Source organism: Rhizobacter koreensis, from assembly GCF_013366375.1.
Classification (GTDB): Bacteria; Pseudomonadota; Gammaproteobacteria; order Burkholderiales; family Burkholderiaceae_C; genus Schlegelella_A; species Schlegelella_A koreensis.
In genome coordinates this window covers 1-16,213 of the sequence record NZ_JABWMJ010000005.1, presented here as the reverse complement: position 1 = coordinate 16,213, position 16,213 = coordinate 1, and the positions used below count along the sequence as shown (strand labels likewise).

The 16,213-nt window shown below is 66.5% G+C and carries 30 protein-coding genes and 1 pseudogene; all 31 read right to left on the bottom strand.

The features are described 5' to 3' along the window. Positions 1–54: 54 nt before the first annotated feature. A complete protein-coding gene (gene rplQ / locus HQN59_RS11590; RefSeq protein WP_176069268.1) occupies positions 55–450 on the bottom strand; it encodes a 50S ribosomal protein L17 in 396 nt (131 codons plus the stop codon). A 79-nt stretch (positions 451–529) separates the two neighbouring features. Further along, on the bottom strand, positions 530–1,516 hold the full coding sequence (locus HQN59_RS11585) for a DNA-directed RNA polymerase subunit alpha (protein ID WP_176069267.1): 987 nt from the start codon (positions 1,514–1,516) through the stop codon (positions 530–532). A 155-nt stretch (positions 1,517–1,671) separates the two neighbouring features. Continuing rightward, a complete protein-coding gene (gene rpsD / locus HQN59_RS11580; protein ID WP_176069266.1) occupies positions 1,672–2,295 on the bottom strand; it encodes a 30S ribosomal protein S4 in 624 nt (207 codons plus the stop codon). Between the two features lie 175 nt (positions 2,296–2,470). Further along, on the bottom strand, positions 2,471–2,875 hold the full coding sequence (rpsK, locus tag HQN59_RS11575; RefSeq protein ID WP_176069265.1) for a 30S ribosomal protein S11: 405 nt from the start codon (positions 2,873–2,875) through the stop codon (positions 2,471–2,473). A 56-nt stretch (positions 2,876–2,931) separates the two neighbouring features. Continuing rightward, positions 2,932–3,297, bottom strand: coding sequence for a 30S ribosomal protein S13 (gene rpsM / locus HQN59_RS11570; protein WP_176069264.1), 366 nt, complete (start codon positions 3,295–3,297; stop codon positions 2,932–2,934). 131 nt (positions 3,298–3,428) lie between these two features. Further along, entirely contained in the window at positions 3,429–3,542 is a 114-nt protein-coding gene (rpmJ, locus tag HQN59_RS11565; protein WP_140626683.1) for a 50S ribosomal protein L36, read from the bottom strand. Positions 3,543–3,640: 98 nt separating this feature from the next. Beyond that, complete coding sequence (infA, locus tag HQN59_RS11560; RefSeq protein WP_009855680.1) at positions 3,641–3,859, bottom strand: translation initiation factor IF-1; 219 nt, start codon at positions 3,857–3,859, stop codon at positions 3,641–3,643. 22 nt (positions 3,860–3,881) lie between these two features. Further along, a complete protein-coding gene (secY, locus tag HQN59_RS11555; protein ID WP_176069263.1) occupies positions 3,882–5,192 on the bottom strand; it encodes a preprotein translocase subunit SecY in 1,311 nt (436 codons plus the stop codon). A gap of 19 nt (positions 5,193–5,211) precedes the next feature. Continuing rightward, the gene (rplO, locus tag HQN59_RS11550) at positions 5,212–5,643 is read right to left on the bottom strand and encodes a 50S ribosomal protein L15 (RefSeq protein ID WP_176069262.1); all 432 of its coding nucleotides are present in this window, start codon (positions 5,641–5,643) and stop codon (positions 5,212–5,214) included. 23 nt (positions 5,644–5,666) lie between these two features. Further along, positions 5,667–5,873: a 50S ribosomal protein L30 gene (gene rpmD, locus HQN59_RS11545; RefSeq protein WP_280926628.1), complete on the bottom strand. Its 207-nt coding sequence runs from the start codon at positions 5,871–5,873 to the stop codon at positions 5,667–5,669. Positions 5,874–5,907: 34 nt separating this feature from the next. Further along, positions 5,908–6,426: a 30S ribosomal protein S5 gene (rpsE, locus tag HQN59_RS11540; protein WP_176069261.1), complete on the bottom strand. Its 519-nt coding sequence runs from the start codon at positions 6,424–6,426 to the stop codon at positions 5,908–5,910. A 37-nt stretch (positions 6,427–6,463) separates the two neighbouring features. Beyond that, positions 6,464–6,841 carry a 50S ribosomal protein L18 gene (gene rplR / locus HQN59_RS11535; RefSeq protein WP_176069260.1) on the bottom strand — a complete coding sequence of 126 codons (378 nt, stop codon included), beginning with the start codon at positions 6,839–6,841 and terminating at the stop codon, positions 6,464–6,466. Between the two features lie 10 nt (positions 6,842–6,851). Continuing rightward, complete coding sequence (rplF, locus tag HQN59_RS11530; RefSeq protein WP_176069259.1) at positions 6,852–7,385, bottom strand: 50S ribosomal protein L6; 534 nt, start codon at positions 7,383–7,385, stop codon at positions 6,852–6,854. A gap of 12 nt (positions 7,386–7,397) precedes the next feature. Next, positions 7,398–7,793, bottom strand: coding sequence for a 30S ribosomal protein S8 (rpsH, locus tag HQN59_RS11525; RefSeq protein WP_176069258.1), 396 nt, complete (start codon positions 7,791–7,793; stop codon positions 7,398–7,400). Between the two features lie 39 nt (positions 7,794–7,832). Next, on the bottom strand, positions 7,833–8,138 hold the full coding sequence (gene rpsN, locus HQN59_RS11520; RefSeq protein WP_176069257.1) for a 30S ribosomal protein S14: 306 nt from the start codon (positions 8,136–8,138) through the stop codon (positions 7,833–7,835). A gap of 6 nt (positions 8,139–8,144) precedes the next feature. Continuing rightward, positions 8,145–8,684 carry a 50S ribosomal protein L5 gene (rplE, locus tag HQN59_RS11515; RefSeq protein ID WP_176069256.1) on the bottom strand — a complete coding sequence of 180 codons (540 nt, stop codon included), beginning with the start codon at positions 8,682–8,684 and terminating at the stop codon, positions 8,145–8,147. Positions 8,685–8,693: 9 nt separating this feature from the next. Beyond that, positions 8,694–9,038, bottom strand: coding sequence for a 50S ribosomal protein L24 (gene rplX / locus HQN59_RS11510; protein ID WP_176069255.1), 345 nt, complete (start codon positions 9,036–9,038; stop codon positions 8,694–8,696). Positions 9,039–9,061: 23 nt separating this feature from the next. Next, positions 9,062–9,430, bottom strand: a complete 369-nt coding sequence (gene rplN, locus HQN59_RS11505) for a 50S ribosomal protein L14 (protein WP_011831006.1) — start codon at positions 9,428–9,430, stop codon at positions 9,062–9,064. Between the two features lie 302 nt (positions 9,431–9,732). After that, positions 9,733–10,248: a peroxiredoxin gene (locus HQN59_RS11500; RefSeq protein WP_176069254.1), complete on the bottom strand. Its 516-nt coding sequence runs from the start codon at positions 10,246–10,248 to the stop codon at positions 9,733–9,735. A gap of 87 nt (positions 10,249–10,335) precedes the next feature. Further along, positions 10,336–10,653, bottom strand: a complete 318-nt coding sequence (rpsQ, locus tag HQN59_RS11495; protein WP_176069253.1) for a 30S ribosomal protein S17 — start codon at positions 10,651–10,653, stop codon at positions 10,336–10,338. Then, the gene (gene rpmC, locus HQN59_RS11490; RefSeq protein WP_176069252.1) at positions 10,650–10,856 is read right to left on the bottom strand and encodes a 50S ribosomal protein L29; all 207 of its coding nucleotides are present in this window, start codon (positions 10,854–10,856) and stop codon (positions 10,650–10,652) included. Before rpmC ends, rpsQ begins: the two co-directional genes overlap by 4 nt. Before the next feature lie 13 nt (positions 10,857–10,869). Beyond that, positions 10,870–11,286, bottom strand: coding sequence for a 50S ribosomal protein L16 (gene rplP / locus HQN59_RS11485; RefSeq protein WP_176069251.1), 417 nt, complete (start codon positions 11,284–11,286; stop codon positions 10,870–10,872). Between the two features lie 12 nt (positions 11,287–11,298). Then, positions 11,299–12,240 carry a 30S ribosomal protein S3 gene (gene rpsC / locus HQN59_RS11480; RefSeq protein WP_176069250.1) on the bottom strand — a complete coding sequence of 314 codons (942 nt, stop codon included), beginning with the start codon at positions 12,238–12,240 and terminating at the stop codon, positions 11,299–11,301. 18 nt (positions 12,241–12,258) lie between these two features. Further along, positions 12,259–12,588 carry a 50S ribosomal protein L22 gene (gene rplV, locus HQN59_RS11475; protein ID WP_176069249.1) on the bottom strand — a complete coding sequence of 110 codons (330 nt, stop codon included), beginning with the start codon at positions 12,586–12,588 and terminating at the stop codon, positions 12,259–12,261. 10 nt (positions 12,589–12,598) lie between these two features. Further along, the gene (gene rpsS / locus HQN59_RS11470; protein ID WP_176069248.1) at positions 12,599–12,877 is read right to left on the bottom strand and encodes a 30S ribosomal protein S19; all 279 of its coding nucleotides are present in this window, start codon (positions 12,875–12,877) and stop codon (positions 12,599–12,601) included. Between the two features lie 11 nt (positions 12,878–12,888). After that, entirely contained in the window at positions 12,889–13,713 is an 825-nt protein-coding gene (rplB, locus tag HQN59_RS11465) for a 50S ribosomal protein L2 (RefSeq protein WP_176069247.1), read from the bottom strand. Next, a pseudogene (gene rplW / locus HQN59_RS11460) lies at positions 13,713–14,006 on the bottom strand (50S ribosomal protein L23); the annotation flags it as partial. The gene rplB and the pseudogene rplW, both read right to left, overlap by 1 nt. Positions 14,007–14,143: 137 nt before the next feature. Then, positions 14,144–14,764, bottom strand: a complete 621-nt coding sequence (gene rplD / locus HQN59_RS11455) for a 50S ribosomal protein L4 (RefSeq protein WP_176069245.1) — start codon at positions 14,762–14,764, stop codon at positions 14,144–14,146. Continuing rightward, complete coding sequence (rplC, locus tag HQN59_RS11450; RefSeq protein WP_176069244.1) at positions 14,764–15,459, bottom strand: 50S ribosomal protein L3; 696 nt, start codon at positions 15,457–15,459, stop codon at positions 14,764–14,766. Before rplC ends, rplD begins: the two co-directional genes overlap by 1 nt. Positions 15,460–15,694: 235 nt before the next feature. Then, entirely contained in the window at positions 15,695–16,009 is a 315-nt protein-coding gene (rpsJ, locus tag HQN59_RS11445; RefSeq protein WP_176069243.1) for a 30S ribosomal protein S10, read from the bottom strand. 81 nt (positions 16,010–16,090) lie between these two features. Beyond that, positions 16,091–16,213: EF-Tu C-terminal domain-related protein (locus HQN59_RS11440; protein ID WP_459252722.1), on the bottom strand; the 123-nt coding region annotated here is incomplete at its 5' end.

Below are 16,213 nucleotides of genomic sequence, written 5' to 3'. Positions count from 1 at the left end.
TCGGCGCGCCCGCTGCTGGTCGGAGTCAAGCCCTCGGCGACGAGCGCCGGGCGATCACGCCTCTTCGGCGGTCGCTTCGACCTCGACCGGCTCCGGCCGGTCGACCAGCTCGACGTAGGCCATCGGCGCGTTGTCGCCGACGCGGAACCCCATCTTGAGGATGCGGGTGTAGCCGCCCGGGCGCGCCTGGTAGCGCGGGCCGAGTTCGCCGAACAGCTTGGCGACGATGTCGCGGTCGCGCGTGCGGTTGAAGGCGAGGCGCCGGTTCGCCAGCGTCGGCTCCTTGGCGAGCGTGATCAGCGGCTCGACGACGCGGCGCAGTTCCTTCGCCTTCGGCAGCGTGGTCTTGATGCCCTCGTGCTGGAGCAGCGAATTGCACATGTTGCGCAGCATCGCGAGGCGGTGCTCCGAGGTGCGGTTGAGTTTGCGAAGTCCGTTGCGGTGACGCATGGTGCAGTTTCCTTTCAGTTAGAGCCGCCAGCCGGATCAGGTACTGGCGGGTTGCACTCGTGGCGGGCAGGAGCCCGGATTAGCGCTTGTCGAGGCCCTGCGGGGGCCAGTTCTCGAGCCGCGCGCCAAGGGTGAGACCGCGCGAAGCCAGCACTTCCTTGATCTCGTTGAGCGACTTGCGGCCGAGGTTCGGCGTCTTCAGCAGCTCGGTTTCGGTGCGCTGAATGAGGTCGCCGATGTAGTAGATGTTCTCGGCCTTGAGGCAGTTCGCCGAACGGACCGTGAGCTCGAGCTCGTCCACCGGGCGCAGCAGGATCGGATCGAAGTTGGTCGGCGTCTTCGCGGCGGTGTCGAACGCGGCCATGTCGCTCGGCTCGAGCTGCGCGAAAACCGCGAGCTGCTCGACCAGGATCTTGGCCGACGAGCGGATCGCCTCTTCTGGCGTGATCGCGCCGTTGGTGACGATCTCCATCACCAGCTTGTCGAGGTCGGTGCGCTGCTCGACGCGGGCGCTCTCGACCGTGTAGCTGACGCGCGCGACCGGCGAGAACGACGCGTCGAGGACGATGCGGCCCATCGCCTTGGTGGACTCGTCGCCGTAGCGGCGCAGGTTGCCGGGCACGTAGCTGCGGCCCTTCTCCACCTTGATCTGCATGTCGAGCTTGCCGCCCGACGACAGGTGCGCGATCACGTGATCGGGGTTGATGATCTCGACGTCGTGCGGGGTCTGGATGTCCTTGGCGGTGACCGGGCCCTCGCCTTCCTTGCGCAGCACCAGCGTGACCTCGTCACGGTTGTGCAGGCGGAACACCACGCCCTTGAGGTTCAGCATGATATGGACGACGTCTTCCTGCACGCCGTCGATGGCCGAGTACTCGTGCAGCACGCCGGCGATCGTCACTTCGGTGGGCGCGTAGCCGACCATCGACGACAGCAGCACGCGGCGCAGCGCGTTGCCGAGGGTGTGGCCGTAGCCGCGCTCGAACGGCTCGAGCGTCACCTTGGCGCGGTTGCCGCCGAGCGACTCGACGTTGATGCCCTTGGGTTTCAGCAGATTGGTTTGCATTGAATGCTTGTTCCTCTCAATACCCTCGGCTCGTTACACCGATAAGGCTGATGGGCCGGACTTACGTGAACAGCTCCGCTGCCGGCGAACGGAGACAGAAAAACCGAGAAGGGGTGCCGGCGCAGCCGACACCCCTTGTTCTGGCGGGCGGTGCGTCAGCGCGAATACAGCTCGACGATCAGCGCTTCCTTGATGTCGGCGCCGAATTCGTCACGGTCCGGCGCCTTCTTGAAGACGCCTTCGAGCTTGTTGGTGTCGACCGTCACCCAGCCCGGCATGCCCTGGCCTTCGGCGAGCTTGACCGAGTCGGTAATGCGCAACTGCTTCTTCGACTTCTCGCGCACCGCCACCGTGTCGCCCGGCTTGACCAGGTACGACGCGATGTTGACGACCTCGCCGTTGACGGTGATCGACTTGTGCGAGACGAGCTGGCGCGCCTCGGCACGGGTCGAGCCGAAGCCCATGCGGTAGACGACGTTGTCGAGACGCGACTCGAGGAGCAGCAGCAGGTTCGCGCCGGTGTTGCCCTTGCGGCGCTCGGCCTCGGCGAAGTAACGCCGGAACTGGCGCTCGAGAACGCCGTACATGCGCTTGACCTTCTGCTTCTCGCGCAGCTGCAGGCCGAAGTCGGAGGTGCGCGAGCCCGAGGTGCGGCCGTGCTGGCCCGGCTTGCTGTCGAACTTCGCCTTGTCGCCGATCGGGCGGCGCGCGCTCTTCAGGAAGAGGTCGGTGCCTTCACGGCGGGAGAGCTTGGCCTTGGGGCCGAGATAACGTGCCACGTTCAGTCCTTCTGATCAATCTGGCGCGGCCGGAGCGGTTTGCAAGCCCATCGGGGACTGCAGTGCTGCCGCGCGAGTCTGGCGAGTGTTGTTGTCGACGCTCAGACGGTGGGCTTCATACAAGCGAAAAAGCCGGCGGGCCGCGGGCGGCCACGCCGACGCCGGGGGGAAAGGCTCAGATGCGGCGACGCTTCTGCGGACGGCACCCGTTGTGCGGCACCGGCGTCACGTCGGAGATCGAGTTGATGCGGATGCCGAGCGAGGCCAGCGCACGAACCGACGACTCGCGACCCGGGCCCGGGCCCTTGATGCGCACGTCGAGGTTCTTGATGCCCTGATCCTGGGCGGCGCGGCCGGCGTTCTCGGCCGCGACCTGCGCAGCGAACGGAGTCGACTTGCGCGAGCCCTTGAAGCCCTGGCCGCCGCTCGACGCCCAGGCGAGCGCGCTACCCTGGCGATCGGTGATCGTGATGATCGTGTTGTTGAACGACGCGTGCACGTGCGCAATGCCGTCCGCGACGTTCTTGCGGACTTTCTTGCGGACGCGTTGCGCGGCGGTGTTGACGGGGGACTTAGCCATGCTGATCTTCTCTCAAAGCTTGCGGAGCGCGCGGAGGGCCACAGGGCCCGATCCGATCACTTCTTGACGAGCGCGCCCGACTTGCGCGGACCCTTGCGGGTGCGGGCGTTGGTCTTGGTGCGCTGGCCGCGGACCGGCAGACCCCGGCGATGCCGGAAGCCGCGGTAGGAACCCAGGTCCATCAGACGCTTGATGTTGATCGACGTCTCGCGACGCAGGTCGCCTTCGATCGGCAGACGGCCGATCTCCTCGCGGATGCGCTCGAGGTCGACGTCGGTCAGGTCGCGGATCTTGCGGTCATACGGCACGCCGCTCGCCTCGCAGATCTTGCGCGCGGTCGAGCGCCCGACACCGTAGATCGACGTCAGACCGATCTCGGCGTGCTTGTGCGGCGGAATGTTGATGCCGGCGATACGTGCCATGTTCTTTCCTCTTGCTCTCTTCGTCTCTGTTGGCGGTGGAGCCTAGGGGCTCTCGCACCAGGCCTGCGCTTGCAAGCGCAGGCCATTCGGCAGGCGGGCGAGGGTCCGCAGGGACCCTCGCTCGTCCGGCCTCACCCTTGGCGTTGCTTGTGACGCGGGTCGGTGCAGATCACGCGAACGACGCCCTTGCGCCGGATGATCTTGCAGTTGCGACACATTTGCTTGACCGAAGCTGCGACTTTCATTGCCTTGTCCTCACACTCTCGAACTGTTCTGGGGTGGGTGCCTCAGCGGCGTCAGAGGGGTCCGACCACCGCCGCGGGCACGCGTTCCGCAACTCGCGTCATTTGGCGCGGAACACGATCCGTGCCCGGCTCAGGTCGTACGGTGTCAGTTCGACCGTGACCTTGTCGCCCGGCAGGATCCGGATGTAGTGCATGCGCATCTTCCCGGAGATGTGCCCGAGCACGACATGGCCGTTCTCGAGCTTCACGCGGAAGGTGGCGTTGGGCAGATTCTCCAGAATCTCGCCCTGCATCTGGATGACGTCGTCTTTCGCCATCAGGCGACCCGGGATCTCATGTTCAGCTCGCCTTGAAATTCGCCTTCTTCAGCAGCGACTCGTACTGCTGGCTCATCACGTAGCTCTGCACCTGGGCCCAGAAGTCCATCGTCACGACCACGATGATCAGCAGCGAGGTGCCGCCGAAGTAGAACGGCACGTTGTACTTGATGACCAGGAACTCGGGCAGCAGGCAGACCAGCGTGATGTAGATCGCACCGGCCAGCGTCAGACGCGACAGGATGCGGTCGATGTGACGCGCGGTCTGGTCACCCGGGCGGATGCCCGGAATGAACGCGCCGCTCTTCTTGAGGTTGTCGGCCGTCTCGCGGCTGTTAAACACCAGCGCCGTGTAGAAGAAGCAGAAGAACACGATCGCCGCGGCGTACAGCATCACGTAGATCGGCTGCCCCGGCGACAGCAGCGCCGCGAGGTCCTTCAGCCAGCGGAAGCCTTCACCGGTGGCGAACCAGCCGACTGCCGTGGCGGGCAGCAGGATGATCGACGAGGCGAAGATCGGCGGGATCACGCCCGACATGTTCAGCTTGAGCGGCAGGTGCGACGACTGGCCACCGTAGACCTTGTTGCCGACCTGGCGCTTGGCGTAGTTGACGAGGATCTTGCGCTGACCCCGCTCGACGAACACCACCGCGTAGGTCACCGCGACGACCAGCACGCTGATGAAGAGCGCCGCCGGAATGCTCATCGCGCCCTGGCTCACCAGCGAGCCGAACTGCCCGAGGGCTGCCGGCAGACCCGCGGCGATGCCGCCGAAGATCAGGATCGAGATGCCGTTGCCGAGACCGCGCTCGGTGATCTGCTCGCCGAGCCACATCAGGAACATGGTGCCCGCGACCAGGCTCACCACCGCGGTGAGGCGGAAGCCGAAGCCCGGCGACAGCACCAGCCCGGGCGAGCCCTCGAGGGCCATCGCGATGCCGAGCGACTGGAACAGCGCCAGACCGAGCGTGCCATAACGCGTGTACTGGGTGATCTTGCGCCGCCCCGCCTCGCCTTCCTTCTTCAGCGCCTCGAGTGAGGGCACGACGTAGGTCATCAACTGCATGATGATCGACGCCGAGATGTACGGCATGATCCCCAACGCGAACACGGTGAAGCGCGACAGCGCGCCGCCCGAGAACATGTTGAAGAGGCTCAGGATTCCGCCCTGCTGGCCCTGGAACAGCGCCTGCAGCTGGGCCGGATCGATGCCCGGCACCGGGATGTGGGCGCCGAGCCGATAGACGACGAGCGCGAGCAGCAAGAAGACGAGCCGGCGACGCAGGTCGCCGAACTTGCCGCTCTTGGCCAGCTGATTCGCGTTGGTTGCCACTCGCTCCGTTCCTGGCAGGTCAGGCGATCGAGCCGCCGGCAGCCTCGATCGCGGCGCGGGCACCCGCGGTCGCGCCGATGCCTTGCAGAGCGACCTTGACGGTGAGCTCGCCGCGCTTGATGACCTTGACGTTCTTGGCGAGCTCGCCCACCAGCCCGGCTTGCTTGAGCGCGAGCAGGTCGACCTCGGCCGCGCCGAGGCGCTCGAGCGCGGTCAGCGTGATCTCGGCGTTGAACTTCTGCTGGTGCGACTTGAAGCCGCGCTTGGGCAGACGGCGCTGCAGCGGCATCTGGCCGCCTTCGAAGCCGACCTTGTGATAGCCGCCGGCACGCGACTTCTGGCCCTTGTGGCCACGACCCGCGGTCTTGCCGAGGCCCGAACCGATGCCGCGGCCGACGCGGCGGCGCGGCTTCTTCGAGCCTTCGGCCGGCTTGATGCTGTTGAGTTCCATGTCTTTCGTCCTTCCCGTCCGGCTCAGAGAACGCGGAGCAGGTACGAGACCTTGTTGATCATGCCGCGCACCGCGGGCGTGTCCTCGAGCGTCGACTCGCTGTTCAGCTTGCGCAAGCCGAGGCCGCGGACGGTCGCGCGATGCGACTCGCGGGTGCCGGCGATGCTCTTGACGAGCTTGATGCGGACGGTCGCCTTGCCGGCGCCGCTGTCGGCCATGTTGTCAGCCATTGGTTCTCTCCGTTGCTCGGCAGATGCCCGGCGTTCAGCCGAGGATCTGCTCGACCGTCAGGCCGCGCTTGGCCGCGATCTCGGCCGGCGTGCTCGAACGGCGCAGGCCGTTCAGCGTCGCGCGGACGATGTTGTAGGGGTTCGACGAGCCGAGGCTCTTGCACACGATGTCGGTCACGCCCATCACCTCGAAGACGGCGCGCATCGGGCCGCCGGCGATGATGCCGTCGCCAGGCTTCGCGGGCGCCATCAGCACGCGCGAGGCGCCGTGTTCGCCGATCACCTTGTGGTGGATCGTGCCGTTCTTGAGCTGAACCTTGATCATGTTGCGGCGCGCCGAGTCCATGGCCTTGGTCACCGACACCGGTACTTCCTTGGCCTTGCCCTTGCCCATGCCGACGCGACCGTCGCCGTCGCCGACGACGGTCAGCGCCGCGAAGCTCAGCGTGCGGCCGCCCTTGACGACCTTGGTCACGCGGTTCACCGCGATCATCTTTTCCTTCAGACCGTCGTCGTTGCCTTCGGTCTGGGCGCGCGGTTGGAACTTTGCCATTTGCGAAATCCTCGTTGATGCCGGCTCGCGAGCCGACTCAGAACTGCAGGCCGGCTTCGCGCGCCGCCTCGGCGAGCGCCTTGACGCGGCCGTGGTACGCGAAACCCGCGCGGTCGAACGCGACCTTCTCGACGCCGGCCGCCTTCGCCTTCTCGGCGATGCGCCTGCCGATCACTGCAGCGGCGGCGACGTTGCCGCCCTTGCCGGCGATCTTCGAGTCGCCGGCGAGCTCCTTGCGGACGTCGGCCTCGGCGGTCGACGCCGTCGCGAGCACGCGCGCGCCGTCTTCCGAGATCACCCGCGCGTAGATGTGCAGGTTCGTGCGATGCACGGTCAGGCGCGCGACGCGCTGCACCGCGATGCGGGCGCGGGTCTGGCGCGAGCGCCGGATGCGTTGTTCCTTCTTGCTCAGCATGCGCCGCTCCTTACTTCTTCTTGGTTTCCTTGAGCGTGATCTTCTCGTCGGCGTAGCGGATGCCCTTGCCCTTGTAGGGCTCCGGCGGACGCAGCGCGCGAACCTCGGCGGCCACCTGGCCGACCGCCTGGGCGTCGTAGCCCTTGATCACGATCTCGGTCTGCGTCGGGCACTCGACCTTCACGCCGGTGGGCATGTCGACCGACACCGGATGCGAGAACCCGATCTGCAGATTCAGCTTCGAGCCCTGCGCGGCAGCGCGGTAGCCGACGCCGACCAGCGTCAGGCGCTTCTCGAAGCCCTTGGTCACGCCTTCGACCATGTTGCCGACCAGCGCGCGCATCGTTCCCGACATCGCGTTCGCGGCGACGGAGTCGTTGGCCGGCGCGAACAGCAGCGTGTCGTTCTCGCTCCTGACCGTCACGAGATCGTTCATCGGCCACGCCATCGTGCCGAGCGATCCCTTCACGCTGATCCGGTCGCCGCCGAGCGTCACGTCGACGCCCTTCGGAACCGCCAGCGGCATCTTTCCAACTCGAGACATGTCGGTCTCTCCTTACGACACGTAGCAGAGGACTTCGCCGCCGATGCCGGCCTGGCGCGCCTTGCGGTCGGTCATCACGCCCTTGGGCGTGGTCACGATGGCGACGCCCAGGCCGTTCATCACCTGGGGCAGGTCGTGACGACCCTTGTAGACGCGAAGGCCGGGGCGGCTCACACGCTCGATCTTCTCGATGACGGGCGCGCCGGCGTAGTACTTCAGCGCGATCTCGAGCTGCGGCTTGGCCGCTTCGCCGCGCACGGCGAAATCGTCGATGTAGCCCTCGTCCTTCAACACCTGCGCGATCGCGACCTTGAGCTTCGACGACGGCATCGCCACGCTCGGCTTCTCGACCATCTGCGCATTGCGGATGCGGGTCAGCATATCGGCGATCGGATCACTCATGCTCATGGATATCTCTCCTGCTCGGCTCGCTGGCAGCGATGCCGCTTACCAGCTGGCCTTGACGATGCCGGGGATGTCGCCCTTGAACGCCAGGTCGCGGATCATGTTGCGGCCGAGACCGAACTTGCGGAACGTGCCGCGCGGGCGCCCGGTGATGCCGCAGCGGTTGCGCTGGCGCGTCGGGTAGGCGTTGCGCGGCAGCTGCTGCAGCGCAAGGCGTGCGGCATAGCGCTCTTCGTCGGACTTCTTCGCGTCGTTCGCGGCGGCCTTCAGCTCGGCGTACTTCGCGGCGTACTTCTCGACGAGTTGCGCGCGCTTGAGTTCACGCTGGATCAGTGAGGTCTTGGCCATGGGTATTCAGTTCTTGAACGGGAACTTGAAGGCGGTCAGAAGCGCCTTGGCTTCGTCATCGGTCTTCGCCGTCGTCGTGATGCTGATGTTGAGACCGCGCAGCGCGTCGATCTTGTCGTACTCGACCTCAGGAAAGATGATCTGTTCCTTGACGCCGATGTTGTAGTTGCCGCGGCCGTCGAACGCGCGCGCCGAAATACCGCGGAAGTCGCGCACGCGCGGCAGGGCGATCGTCACGAAGCGGTCCAGGAACTCGTACATGCGAGCGCCGCGCAGCGTGACCATGCAGCCGATGGGAACGTTCTCCCGGATCTTGAAGCCGGCGATTGCCTTCTTCGACTTGGTGACGACGGGCTTCTGGCCCGCGATCTTGGTCAGGTCGCCGACCGCGTGGTCCATGACCTTCTTGTCCGACACCGCTTCCGACACGCCCATGTTGAGCGTGATCTTGGTGATGCGCGGCACCTCCATCGACGACTTGTAGCCGAAGCGGGTCATCAGGTCGGGAGCGACCTTCTCGCGATAGAACTCTTGCAGACGAGCCATGACGTCCTCTTAGGCCTTGATTTCCGCGCCGCTCGACTTGAAGACACGGACACCGTTCTCCTGGGTCTTGCGGCTCTGCTTCTCGTCGGCCGAGAGCAGCTTGATGCCGACGCGATCGGCCTTGCCCGTCGCCGGGTTGAAGATCGCGACGTTCGACTGGTGGATCGGCATGGTCTTGTCGACCACGCCGCCGGTCGTACCCTTCATCGGGTTCGGCTTGGTGTGCTTCTTGACGACATTGATGCCCTCGACGAGAAGCTTCTCGTCGTCGACACGGCGCAGCACGGTGCCGCGCTTGCCCTTGTCGCGGCCGGTCAGCACGATGACCGAGTCGCCTTTGCGAATCTTGTTCATGACGGGTTCCTTCGCGCCGCTCGTCAGAGGACTTCGGGCGCCAGCGAGACGATCTTCATGAATCGCTCGGTGCGCAGCTCGCGCGTGACCGGCCCGAAGATGCGGGTGCCGATCGGCTCGAGCTTGGCGTTCAGCAGCACGGCGGCGTTGCCGTCGAACTTGACGAGCGAGCCGTCCTGGCGACGCACGCCCTTGGCGGTGCGGACGACGACGGCGCTGTAGACCTCGCCCTTCTTGACGCGACCACGCGGCGCAGCTTCCTTGATGCTGACCTTGATCACGTCGCCGATGCCGGCATAGCGACGCTTCGAGCCACCGAGCACCTTGATGCACATGACCGATTTGGCGCCGGTGTTGTCCGCGACGTCGAGCCGCGACTGCATTTGAATCACTTGTTTTTCCCCCAACTTTTCCCGGCAAGGCGCCAGCGTTCTTCACGCACTGCGTCGATCGCTCGACGCTCTTGCACCCGGACGGTCAGTCTTGGGCCCATGGAGCTGGGCAGAGCCGAAAGGGCCTCACCGACTGGGTGCGGTCTTTTTCAGCGAAGCCTGCGATTATGTGCCCGCGAAGGCACTCTGTCAAACAGGGATTCGCCATCCAGTGCGACGCGACCGCGGCGCACCTTCTTTTCACGCCGGTGCGGCACCCGCCACACCTTCGAAACGAGCGCGGCGACCGGCACCGCGCGCGGTCACTGCCCGGCAGCCCGGACCTGCTCGAGGATCGATGCGGCGTCGCTCACCTCGAACTTGCCCGGCGCCTCGATGTTGAGCGCCTTCACCACGCCGTCGACGACGAGCATCGAGTAGCGCTGCGAACGCACGCCCATGCCGCGACCGGTGAGGTCGAGCGTGAGGCCGGTCGCCTTGGCGAACTCGCCGCTGCCGTCGGCCATCATGCGCACCTTGCCGGCGGTCTTCTGCTCGCGGCCCCAGGCGCCCATCACGAAGGCGTCGTTGACCGACACGCACCAGATCTCGTCGACGCCGGCCGCCTTGAGCGCGTCGGCCTTCTCGACGTAACCCGGCACGTGCTTGGCCGAGCAGGTCGGCGTGAACGCGCCCGGCAGGCCGAAGATCACGATCGTCTTGTTCGCGGTCGCCTTGCCGATGTCGAAGCTGTTGGGGCCGAGCGCGCAGCCCTCGGTCTCGACCTCGATGAACTCCTGCAGGCTGCCCGCAGGCAACTTGTCGCCGACTTTCAGCATCTGGCTTTCCCCTCGAACAGGACGAAGCGCGCCGGAGCGCGCTTCGCAGGACCGCGGGCCGGCGTCAGCGCCGGCTCACGCACCGGCTCAGACCGTCACGCCCTTCTGGACCAGGCGGGTCACGACCCAGGCCTTGGTCTTCGAGATCGGGCGCGTCTCGGCGATCTCGACGAGGTCGCCTTCCTTGTATTGGCCCGACTCGTCGTGCGCGTGGTACTTGCTCGTCTTGGCGACGATCTTGCCGTAGAGCTCGTGCTTGGTGCGACGCTCGATCAGCACCGTCACGGTCTTGGCGCGCTTGTCGCTGACGACCTTGCCGATCAGCGTGCGGGTGTTCTTCTTCGGCGCCTCGGCGGCGGCAGCGCCGCTCGAGGTGTCGACTGCGGTGGTCGCGTCAGCGTTCATTTCGACGCTCCTTGTTCGCGCTTCTTCTCGGCCAGGATCGTCTTCGCGCGAGCGATGTCACGACGCGTGTTGCCGAGTTGCGAATGGTTGGTCAGTTGCTGGGTCGCCTTCTGCATGCGCAGGCCGAAGTGAGCCTTCAGGAGCTCGCTCACTTCCTGTTGGAGGCCGGCCACGTCCTTGGCGCGAAGGTCAGATGTCTTCATGGTGTCTCTCCGGTCAGGCGCCGACCTGGCGCGCGACGAACGTCGTCTTCAGCGGCAGCTTGGCCGAAGCGAGCAGGAACGCCTCGCGCGCCAGCTCCTCGGGGACGCCGTTGATCTCGTAGAGCACCTTGCCGGGCTGGATCTCGGCGACGTAGTACTCGGGATTGCCCTTGCCGTTGCCCATGCGGACCTCGGCCGGCTTCTGCGAGATCGGCTTGTCCGGGAAGATGCGGATCCAGATCCGGCCACCGCGCTTGACGTGACGCGAGATCGCGCGGCGAGCCGCCTCGATCTGCCGCGCCGTGATGCGGCCGCGCTCGGTGGCCTTGAGGCCGAAGTCGCCGAACGACACGTTGGCGCCGCGCGTCGCGACGCCGGTGTTGCGGCCCTTTTGTTCCTTGCGGAACTTTCTGCGTGCTGGTTGCAGCATGTTGTTTTCTCCTTAGGCCTCGCTCTTGCCGTCGCCGGCCGGCGCAGCTGCCTTGCGAACGCGCTTGACGGCCGGCACGCGCGGAGCGTCGCCGGCGCCACCCGGCGCCGCGCCCGCAGCAGGCGCGGCCGCAGCCGCGTCGGCGGGGCGATCCGAACCGCCGCCGGTACGGGCACCGCCGAAACCGCCACCCGGCGCACCGCCGCCGCCACCCGGACGGCCGCCGCGGCCACCCGGCGCACCCGGGCCGCCCGGACGCGGGCCGCGACGGTTGCGGCGATCGTCCTCGGCGCCCGGAGGCGTCACGATGCCCGGCGCTTCGCCGTTGGCGAGCCGGTCACCCCGGTAGACCCAGCACTTGACGCCGATGATCCCGTAGGTGGTCTTGGCTTCCGAGAAGCCATAGTCGATGTCGGCCTTGAGCGTGTGGAGCGGCACGCGACCTTCGCGGTACCACTCGGTACGCGCGATCTCGATGCCGTTGAGTCGGCCCGCCGACATCAGCTTGATGCCCTGCGCACCCAGACGCATCGCGTTCTGCATCGCGCGCTTCATGGCGCGGCGGAACATGATGCGCTTCTCGAGCTGCTGGGTGATCGAGTCGGCGATCAGCTGCGCATCGACTTCGGGCTTGCGCACCTCCTCGATGTTGACGGCCACCGGAACGCGCAGGCGCCGCGTGAGCTCCGCCTTCAGGTTCTCGATGTCCTCGCCCTTCTTGCCGATCACGACGCCCGGGCGTGCCGAGAAGATCGTGATGCGCGCGTTCTTGGCCGGGCGCTCGATCAGGATGCGCGACACCGCGGCATTCTTCAGGCGCGCCTTCAGGAACTCGCGAACCTTCAGGTCTTCCGACAGCATCGTCGCGAAGTTCTTGTTCGAGGCGTACCAGCGCGAGGCCCAGTTGCGCGTGACCTGCAGCCGGTAGCCCGTCGGGTGAATCTTCTGTCCCATGGTCTTCTTTCCGGTGCGTCAGTTGCCGACGGTGATGTAGATGTGCGCGGTCGGCTTGCTGATGCGGTTGCCGCGGCCCTTGGCGCGCGCGGAAAAGCGCTTGAGCGTGGCGCCCTGCTCGACGTAGATCGAGGTGACCTTCAGCTCGTCGATGTCGGCGCCATCGTTGTGCTCGGCATTGGCGATCGCCGACTCGAGGCACTTCTTGATGATGCCGGCGGCGCGCTTTTGCGTGAACGTGAGGATGTTGAGCGCCTGGTCGACCTTCTTGCCGCGGACCAGGTCGGCGACCAGCCGGCCCTTGTCGGCCGAAAGGCGGACGCCGCGAACGATTGAACGGGTTTCCATCGTGGCGTCCTTACTTCTTGTTGGCCTTCTTGTCGGCCGGGTGACCCTTGAACGTGCGCGTGAGCGCAAATTCGCCGAGCTTGTGGCCGACCATCTGGTCGGTGACGTAGACGGGGACGTGCTGCTTGCCGTTGTGCACGGCGATCGTGACACCGATGAAATCCGGGAGGATCGTCGAGCGGCGCGACCACGTCTTGATCGGCTTCTTGTCCTTCGTCGCAACCGCCTTCTCGACCTTGGCCGCGAGGTGGTGGTCGATGAACGGGCCCTTCTTGAGTGAACGAGTCATAGCCGTTCCCCTTACTTCTTGCGACGCGAGACGATCATCGTCTGCGTGCGCTTGTTGTTGCGAGTGCGATAGCCCTTGGTGAGCGTGTTCCACGGCGACACCGGCGCCTGGCCCTCGCCGGTACGGCCTTCGCCGCCGCCGTGCGGGTGGTCCACCGGGTTCATCGCAACGCCGCGCACCGTCGGGCGGATGCCGCGCCAACGCTTGGCACCGGCCTTGCCGAAGTGGCGCAGGCTGTGTTCCTCGTTCGACACCTCGCCGATCGTGGCGCGGCAGTCGATGTGGATGCGACGCACTTCGCCCGAACGCAGACGCATCTGCGCGTAGGTGCCTTCGCGCGCCAGCAGCGTGACCGCCGCGCCGGCCGAACGCGCGATCTGCGCGCCCTTGCCGGGCAGCATCTCGATGCAGTGCACGATCGAGCCCACCGGGATGTTCTTGATCGGCAGCGTGTTGCCCGCCTTGATCGGCGCCTCGGCGCCGGACACCACCGTCGCACCGACCTCGAGGCCGCGCGGAGCGATGATGTAGCGGCGCTCGCCGTCGGCGTAGACCACCAGCGCGATGTGCGCGCTGCGGTTCGGGTCGTACTCGATGCGCTCGACCTTCGCCGGGATCCCGTCCTTGTTGCGGACGAAGTCGACGACGCGGTAGTGGTGCTTGTGACCACCGCCCTTGTGGCGCGTCGTGATGTGGCCGTTGTTGTTGCGGCCGGCGTTCTGCATCTGCGGCTCGAGCAGCGACGCCTCCGGGCGGCCCTTGTAGAGATGCGGATGCACGACCTTGACGACCGCGCGGCGGCCCGGCGACGTCGGCTTGACTTTGACGATGGGCATTACGCGCCCTCCCCGGAGAAGTTCAGCTCCTCGCCGGCCGCGAGGCAGACGTAAGCCTTCTTGACGTGGTCGCGACGACCGTTCGATTTCGCGGTGCGCTTGACCTTGCCCTTGTGCTGGACGGTCTGCACCGAGTCGACGCTGACCTTGAACATCAGCTCGACCGCAGCCTTGATCTCGGGCTTGGTCGCGTCACGCATCACCTGGAACAGCACCTGGTTGTGCTTCTCCGCGGCCATCGTGGCCTTCTCGCTGATGATCGGCGCGACGAGGACTTGCGCGAGGCGGCTCTCCGAGTGCGCCGGGCGGCGCGCGGCGACGGCGGCGGCCTTGTTGGCCTTCTTCGACGCCTTGCGGGCGGCGCGCTCTTCCGGCGTCAGCGCGGCGAGCGGGGCGCTCTTGGCGGCCGTGTTGTTGGTTGCTGCCGTGCTCATGCCAGCATCTCCTTCAGTTGCTCCATCGCGGCGCGCGTGACGAGCACCTTCTTGTAGTGAACCAGCGCCAGCGGATCGGCGTAGCGCGGCTCGACGACGAGAACGTTCGCCAGGTTGCGCGAGGCGAGCAGCAGGTTGTCGCCCATCTCGTGGGTGATCACGAGCACCGACTCGAGGCCCATGCCCTTGAGCTTCTGCGCGAGCTGCTTGGTCTTGGGCGAGTCGACGGTCAGGTCGTCGACGATCGCGAGGCGTCCTTCGCGGGCCAGCTGCGAGAAGATCGACGCCATGCCGGCGCGATACATCTTCTTGTTGACCTTCTGCGTGAAGTTCTCGTTCGGGCTGTTCGGGAAGATCCGACCGCCGCCGCGCCACAGCGGCGACGAGCTCATGCCCGCACGTGCGCGGCCGGTGCCCTTCTGGCGCCACGGCTTCTTGGTCGTGTGCTTGACCTCGGCACGGTCGAGCTGGGCGCGCGTACCCTGGCGCGCATTGGCCTGGAACGCGACGACGATCTGGTGAACCAGCGCTTCGTTGTAGTCGCGGCCGAACAGCGTGTCCGGCGCATCGACCATCGACGTCGCCTGGCCTTGTTCGTTGAGGAGTTCGAGCTGCATCAGACGGCTCCCTTGGCTGGCGCGCCCTGGGGCGGCGCCTTGACTGCCGGGCGAACGACCACGTGGCCGTTCTTCGCACCCGGGACGGCACCGCGCACGAGCAGCAGCGAGCGCGCTTCGTCGATGCGGACGATGTCGAGGTTCTGGACCGTCTTGGTGACGTTGCCGAGCTGACCCGACATCTTCTTGCCCGGGAACACGCGGCCCGGGTCCTGCGCCATCGAGATCGAGCCCGGCACGTTGTGCGAGCGGCTGTTGCCGTGCGAGGCGCGCTGCGAGCCGAAGTTGTGGCGCTTGATGGTGCCGGTGAAGCCCTTGCCGATCGAGGTGCCTTGCACGTCGACGAGCTGGCCCACGGCGAACACGCCCGTCACCGGCACGGCGGCGCCCGGCTGATAACCAGCCGCGACGTCGGCGGGGACGCGGAATTCCTTGAGCACCTCACCGGCTTCGACGCCGGCCTTGGCCAGGTGACCGGCTTCGGGCTTGGTCACGCGCGAGGCCTTGCGCTGGCCGAACGCGACCTGGAGGGCGGTGTAGCCGTCGGTCTCGGCGGTCTTGACCTGGGTGACGCGGTTGTTCGACACGTCGAGGACGGTGACGGGGATCGCGTCGCCGTCGTCCGTGAAGATGCGCATCATGCCCACCTTCCGGCCGAGTAGCCCCAGGCGCTCGCCTGGATTGGGAGTCGTCATCATTGTTCTCCAGCCATGGCGAGCCACGGCCTTTGTTTCACGAGCCCGACAACGATTGGCCGGGCTGACTGAGCGCGGCGCCCGCGAAAGGCGCCGCATCGCTGCGTGTGCCGCGCTGGCCGAAAGCCGGCCGCGCGATCTCGTGGGTAGCAGCTGATTTGGGAAAAGCCCGCGACTATAGCAGACCGCGGGCTGGGTTCCAGTGGCGCCGCCCCGAGGGCGGCTCGCCAAAGGGTTACTGCAGCTTGATCTCGACGTCGACGCCAGCCGGCAGGTCGAGCTTCATCAGCGCGTCGACGGTCTTGTCGGTCGGATCGACGATGTCCATCAGCCGCTGGTGGGTGCGGATCTCGAACTGGTCGCGCGACGTCTTGTTGACGTGCGGCGAACGCAGGATGTCGAAGCGCTGCATGCGCGTCGGCAGCGGCACCGGCCCCTTGACGATCGCGCCGGTGCGCTTGGCGGTGTCGACGATCTCGAGCGCGGACTGGTCGATCAGCTTGTAGTCGAACGCCTTGAGGCGGATCCGGATTTTCTGTTGCGTGGCCATGGTGTTCTTTCAAAGAGCGATGCGGCGTCGGCCGCGGGGATTCGGCAACGCGGCGCCACCCGGGCGCCGCGCCACGCGGAATTACTCGAGGATCTTCGCCACCACGCCGGCGCCGACGGTGCGGCCGCCTTCGCGGATCGCGAAGCGCAGGCCCTCTTCCATCGCGATCGGGTTGATCAGCTTGACGGTGATCGAGACGTTGTC

Excerpts from the sequence above, each read along its gene's own strand:
- rplQ (WP_176069268.1), bottom strand. The coding sequence starts at position 450 with ATGCGTCACCGCAACGGACTTCGCAAACTCAACCGCACCTCGGAGCAC.
- HQN59_RS11585 (WP_176069267.1), bottom strand. The coding sequence starts at position 1,516 with ATGCAAACCAATCTGCTGAAACCCAAGGGCATCAACGTCGAGTCGCTC.
- rpsK (WP_176069265.1), bottom strand. The coding sequence starts at position 2,875 with ATGGCTAAGTCCCCCGTCAACACCGCCGCGCAACGCGTCCGCAAGAAA.
- rpsM (WP_176069264.1), bottom strand. The coding sequence starts at position 3,297 with ATGGCACGTATCGCCGGCATCAACATTCCGCCGCACAAGCACGCCGAG.
- rpmJ (WP_140626683.1), bottom strand. The coding sequence starts at position 3,542 with ATGAAAGTCGCAGCTTCGGTCAAGCAAATGTGTCGCAACTGCAAGATC.
- infA (WP_009855680.1), bottom strand. The coding sequence starts at position 3,859 with ATGGCGAAAGACGACGTCATCCAGATGCAGGGCGAGATTCTGGAGAAT.
- rplO (WP_176069262.1), bottom strand. The coding sequence starts at position 5,643 with ATGGAACTCAACAGCATCAAGCCGGCCGAAGGCTCGAAGAAGCCGCGC.
- rpmD (WP_280926628.1), bottom strand. The coding sequence starts at position 5,873 with ATGGCTGACAACATGGCCGACAGCGGCGCCGGCAAGGCGACCGTCCGC.
- rpsE (WP_176069261.1), bottom strand. The coding sequence starts at position 6,426 with ATGGCAAAGTTCCAACCGCGCGCCCAGACCGAAGGCAACGACGACGGT.
- rplR (WP_176069260.1), bottom strand. The coding sequence starts at position 6,841 with ATGCTGAGCAAGAAGGAACAACGCATCCGGCGCTCGCGCCAGACCCGC.
- rplF (WP_176069259.1), bottom strand. The coding sequence starts at position 7,385 with ATGTCTCGAGTTGGAAAGATGCCGCTGGCGGTTCCGAAGGGCGTCGAC.
- rpsH (WP_176069258.1), bottom strand. The coding sequence starts at position 7,793 with ATGAGCATGAGTGATCCGATCGCCGATATGCTGACCCGCATCCGCAAT.
- rpsN (WP_176069257.1), bottom strand. The coding sequence starts at position 8,138 with ATGGCCAAGACCTCACTGATCCAGCGTGAACTCAAGCGCGCGCAACTC.
- rplE (WP_176069256.1), bottom strand. The coding sequence starts at position 8,684 with ATGGCTCGTCTGCAAGAGTTCTATCGCGAGAAGGTCGCTCCCGACCTG.
- rplX (WP_176069255.1), bottom strand. The coding sequence starts at position 9,038 with ATGAACAAGATTCGCAAAGGCGACTCGGTCATCGTGCTGACCGGCCGC.
- HQN59_RS11500 (WP_176069254.1), bottom strand. The coding sequence starts at position 10,248 with ATGCTGAAAGTCGGCGACAAGTTGCCTGCGGGCAGCCTGCAGGAGTTC.
- rpsQ (WP_176069253.1), bottom strand. The coding sequence starts at position 10,653 with ATGAACGCTGACGCGACCACCGCAGTCGACACCTCGAGCGGCGCTGCC.
- rpmC (WP_176069252.1), bottom strand. The coding sequence starts at position 10,856 with ATGAAGACATCTGACCTTCGCGCCAAGGACGTGGCCGGCCTCCAACAG.
- rplP (WP_176069251.1), bottom strand. The coding sequence starts at position 11,286 with ATGCTGCAACCAGCACGCAGAAAGTTCCGCAAGGAACAAAAGGGCCGC.
- rpsC (WP_176069250.1), bottom strand. The coding sequence starts at position 12,240 with ATGGGACAGAAGATTCACCCGACGGGCTACCGGCTGCAGGTCACGCGC.
- rplV (WP_176069249.1), bottom strand. The coding sequence starts at position 12,588 with ATGGAAACCCGTTCAATCGTTCGCGGCGTCCGCCTTTCGGCCGACAAG.
- rpsS (WP_176069248.1), bottom strand. The coding sequence starts at position 12,877 with ATGACTCGTTCACTCAAGAAGGGCCCGTTCATCGACCACCACCTCGCG.
- rplB (WP_176069247.1), bottom strand. The coding sequence starts at position 13,713 with ATGCCCATCGTCAAAGTCAAGCCGACGTCGCCGGGCCGCCGCGCGGTC.
- rplD (WP_176069245.1), bottom strand. The coding sequence starts at position 14,764 with ATGCAGCTCGAACTCCTCAACGAACAAGGCCAGGCGACGTCGATGGTC.
- rplC (WP_176069244.1), bottom strand. The coding sequence starts at position 15,459 with ATGACGACTCCCAATCCAGGCGAGCGCCTGGGGCTACTCGGCCGGAAG.
- rpsJ (WP_176069243.1), bottom strand. The coding sequence starts at position 16,009 with ATGGCCACGCAACAGAAAATCCGGATCCGCCTCAAGGCGTTCGACTAC.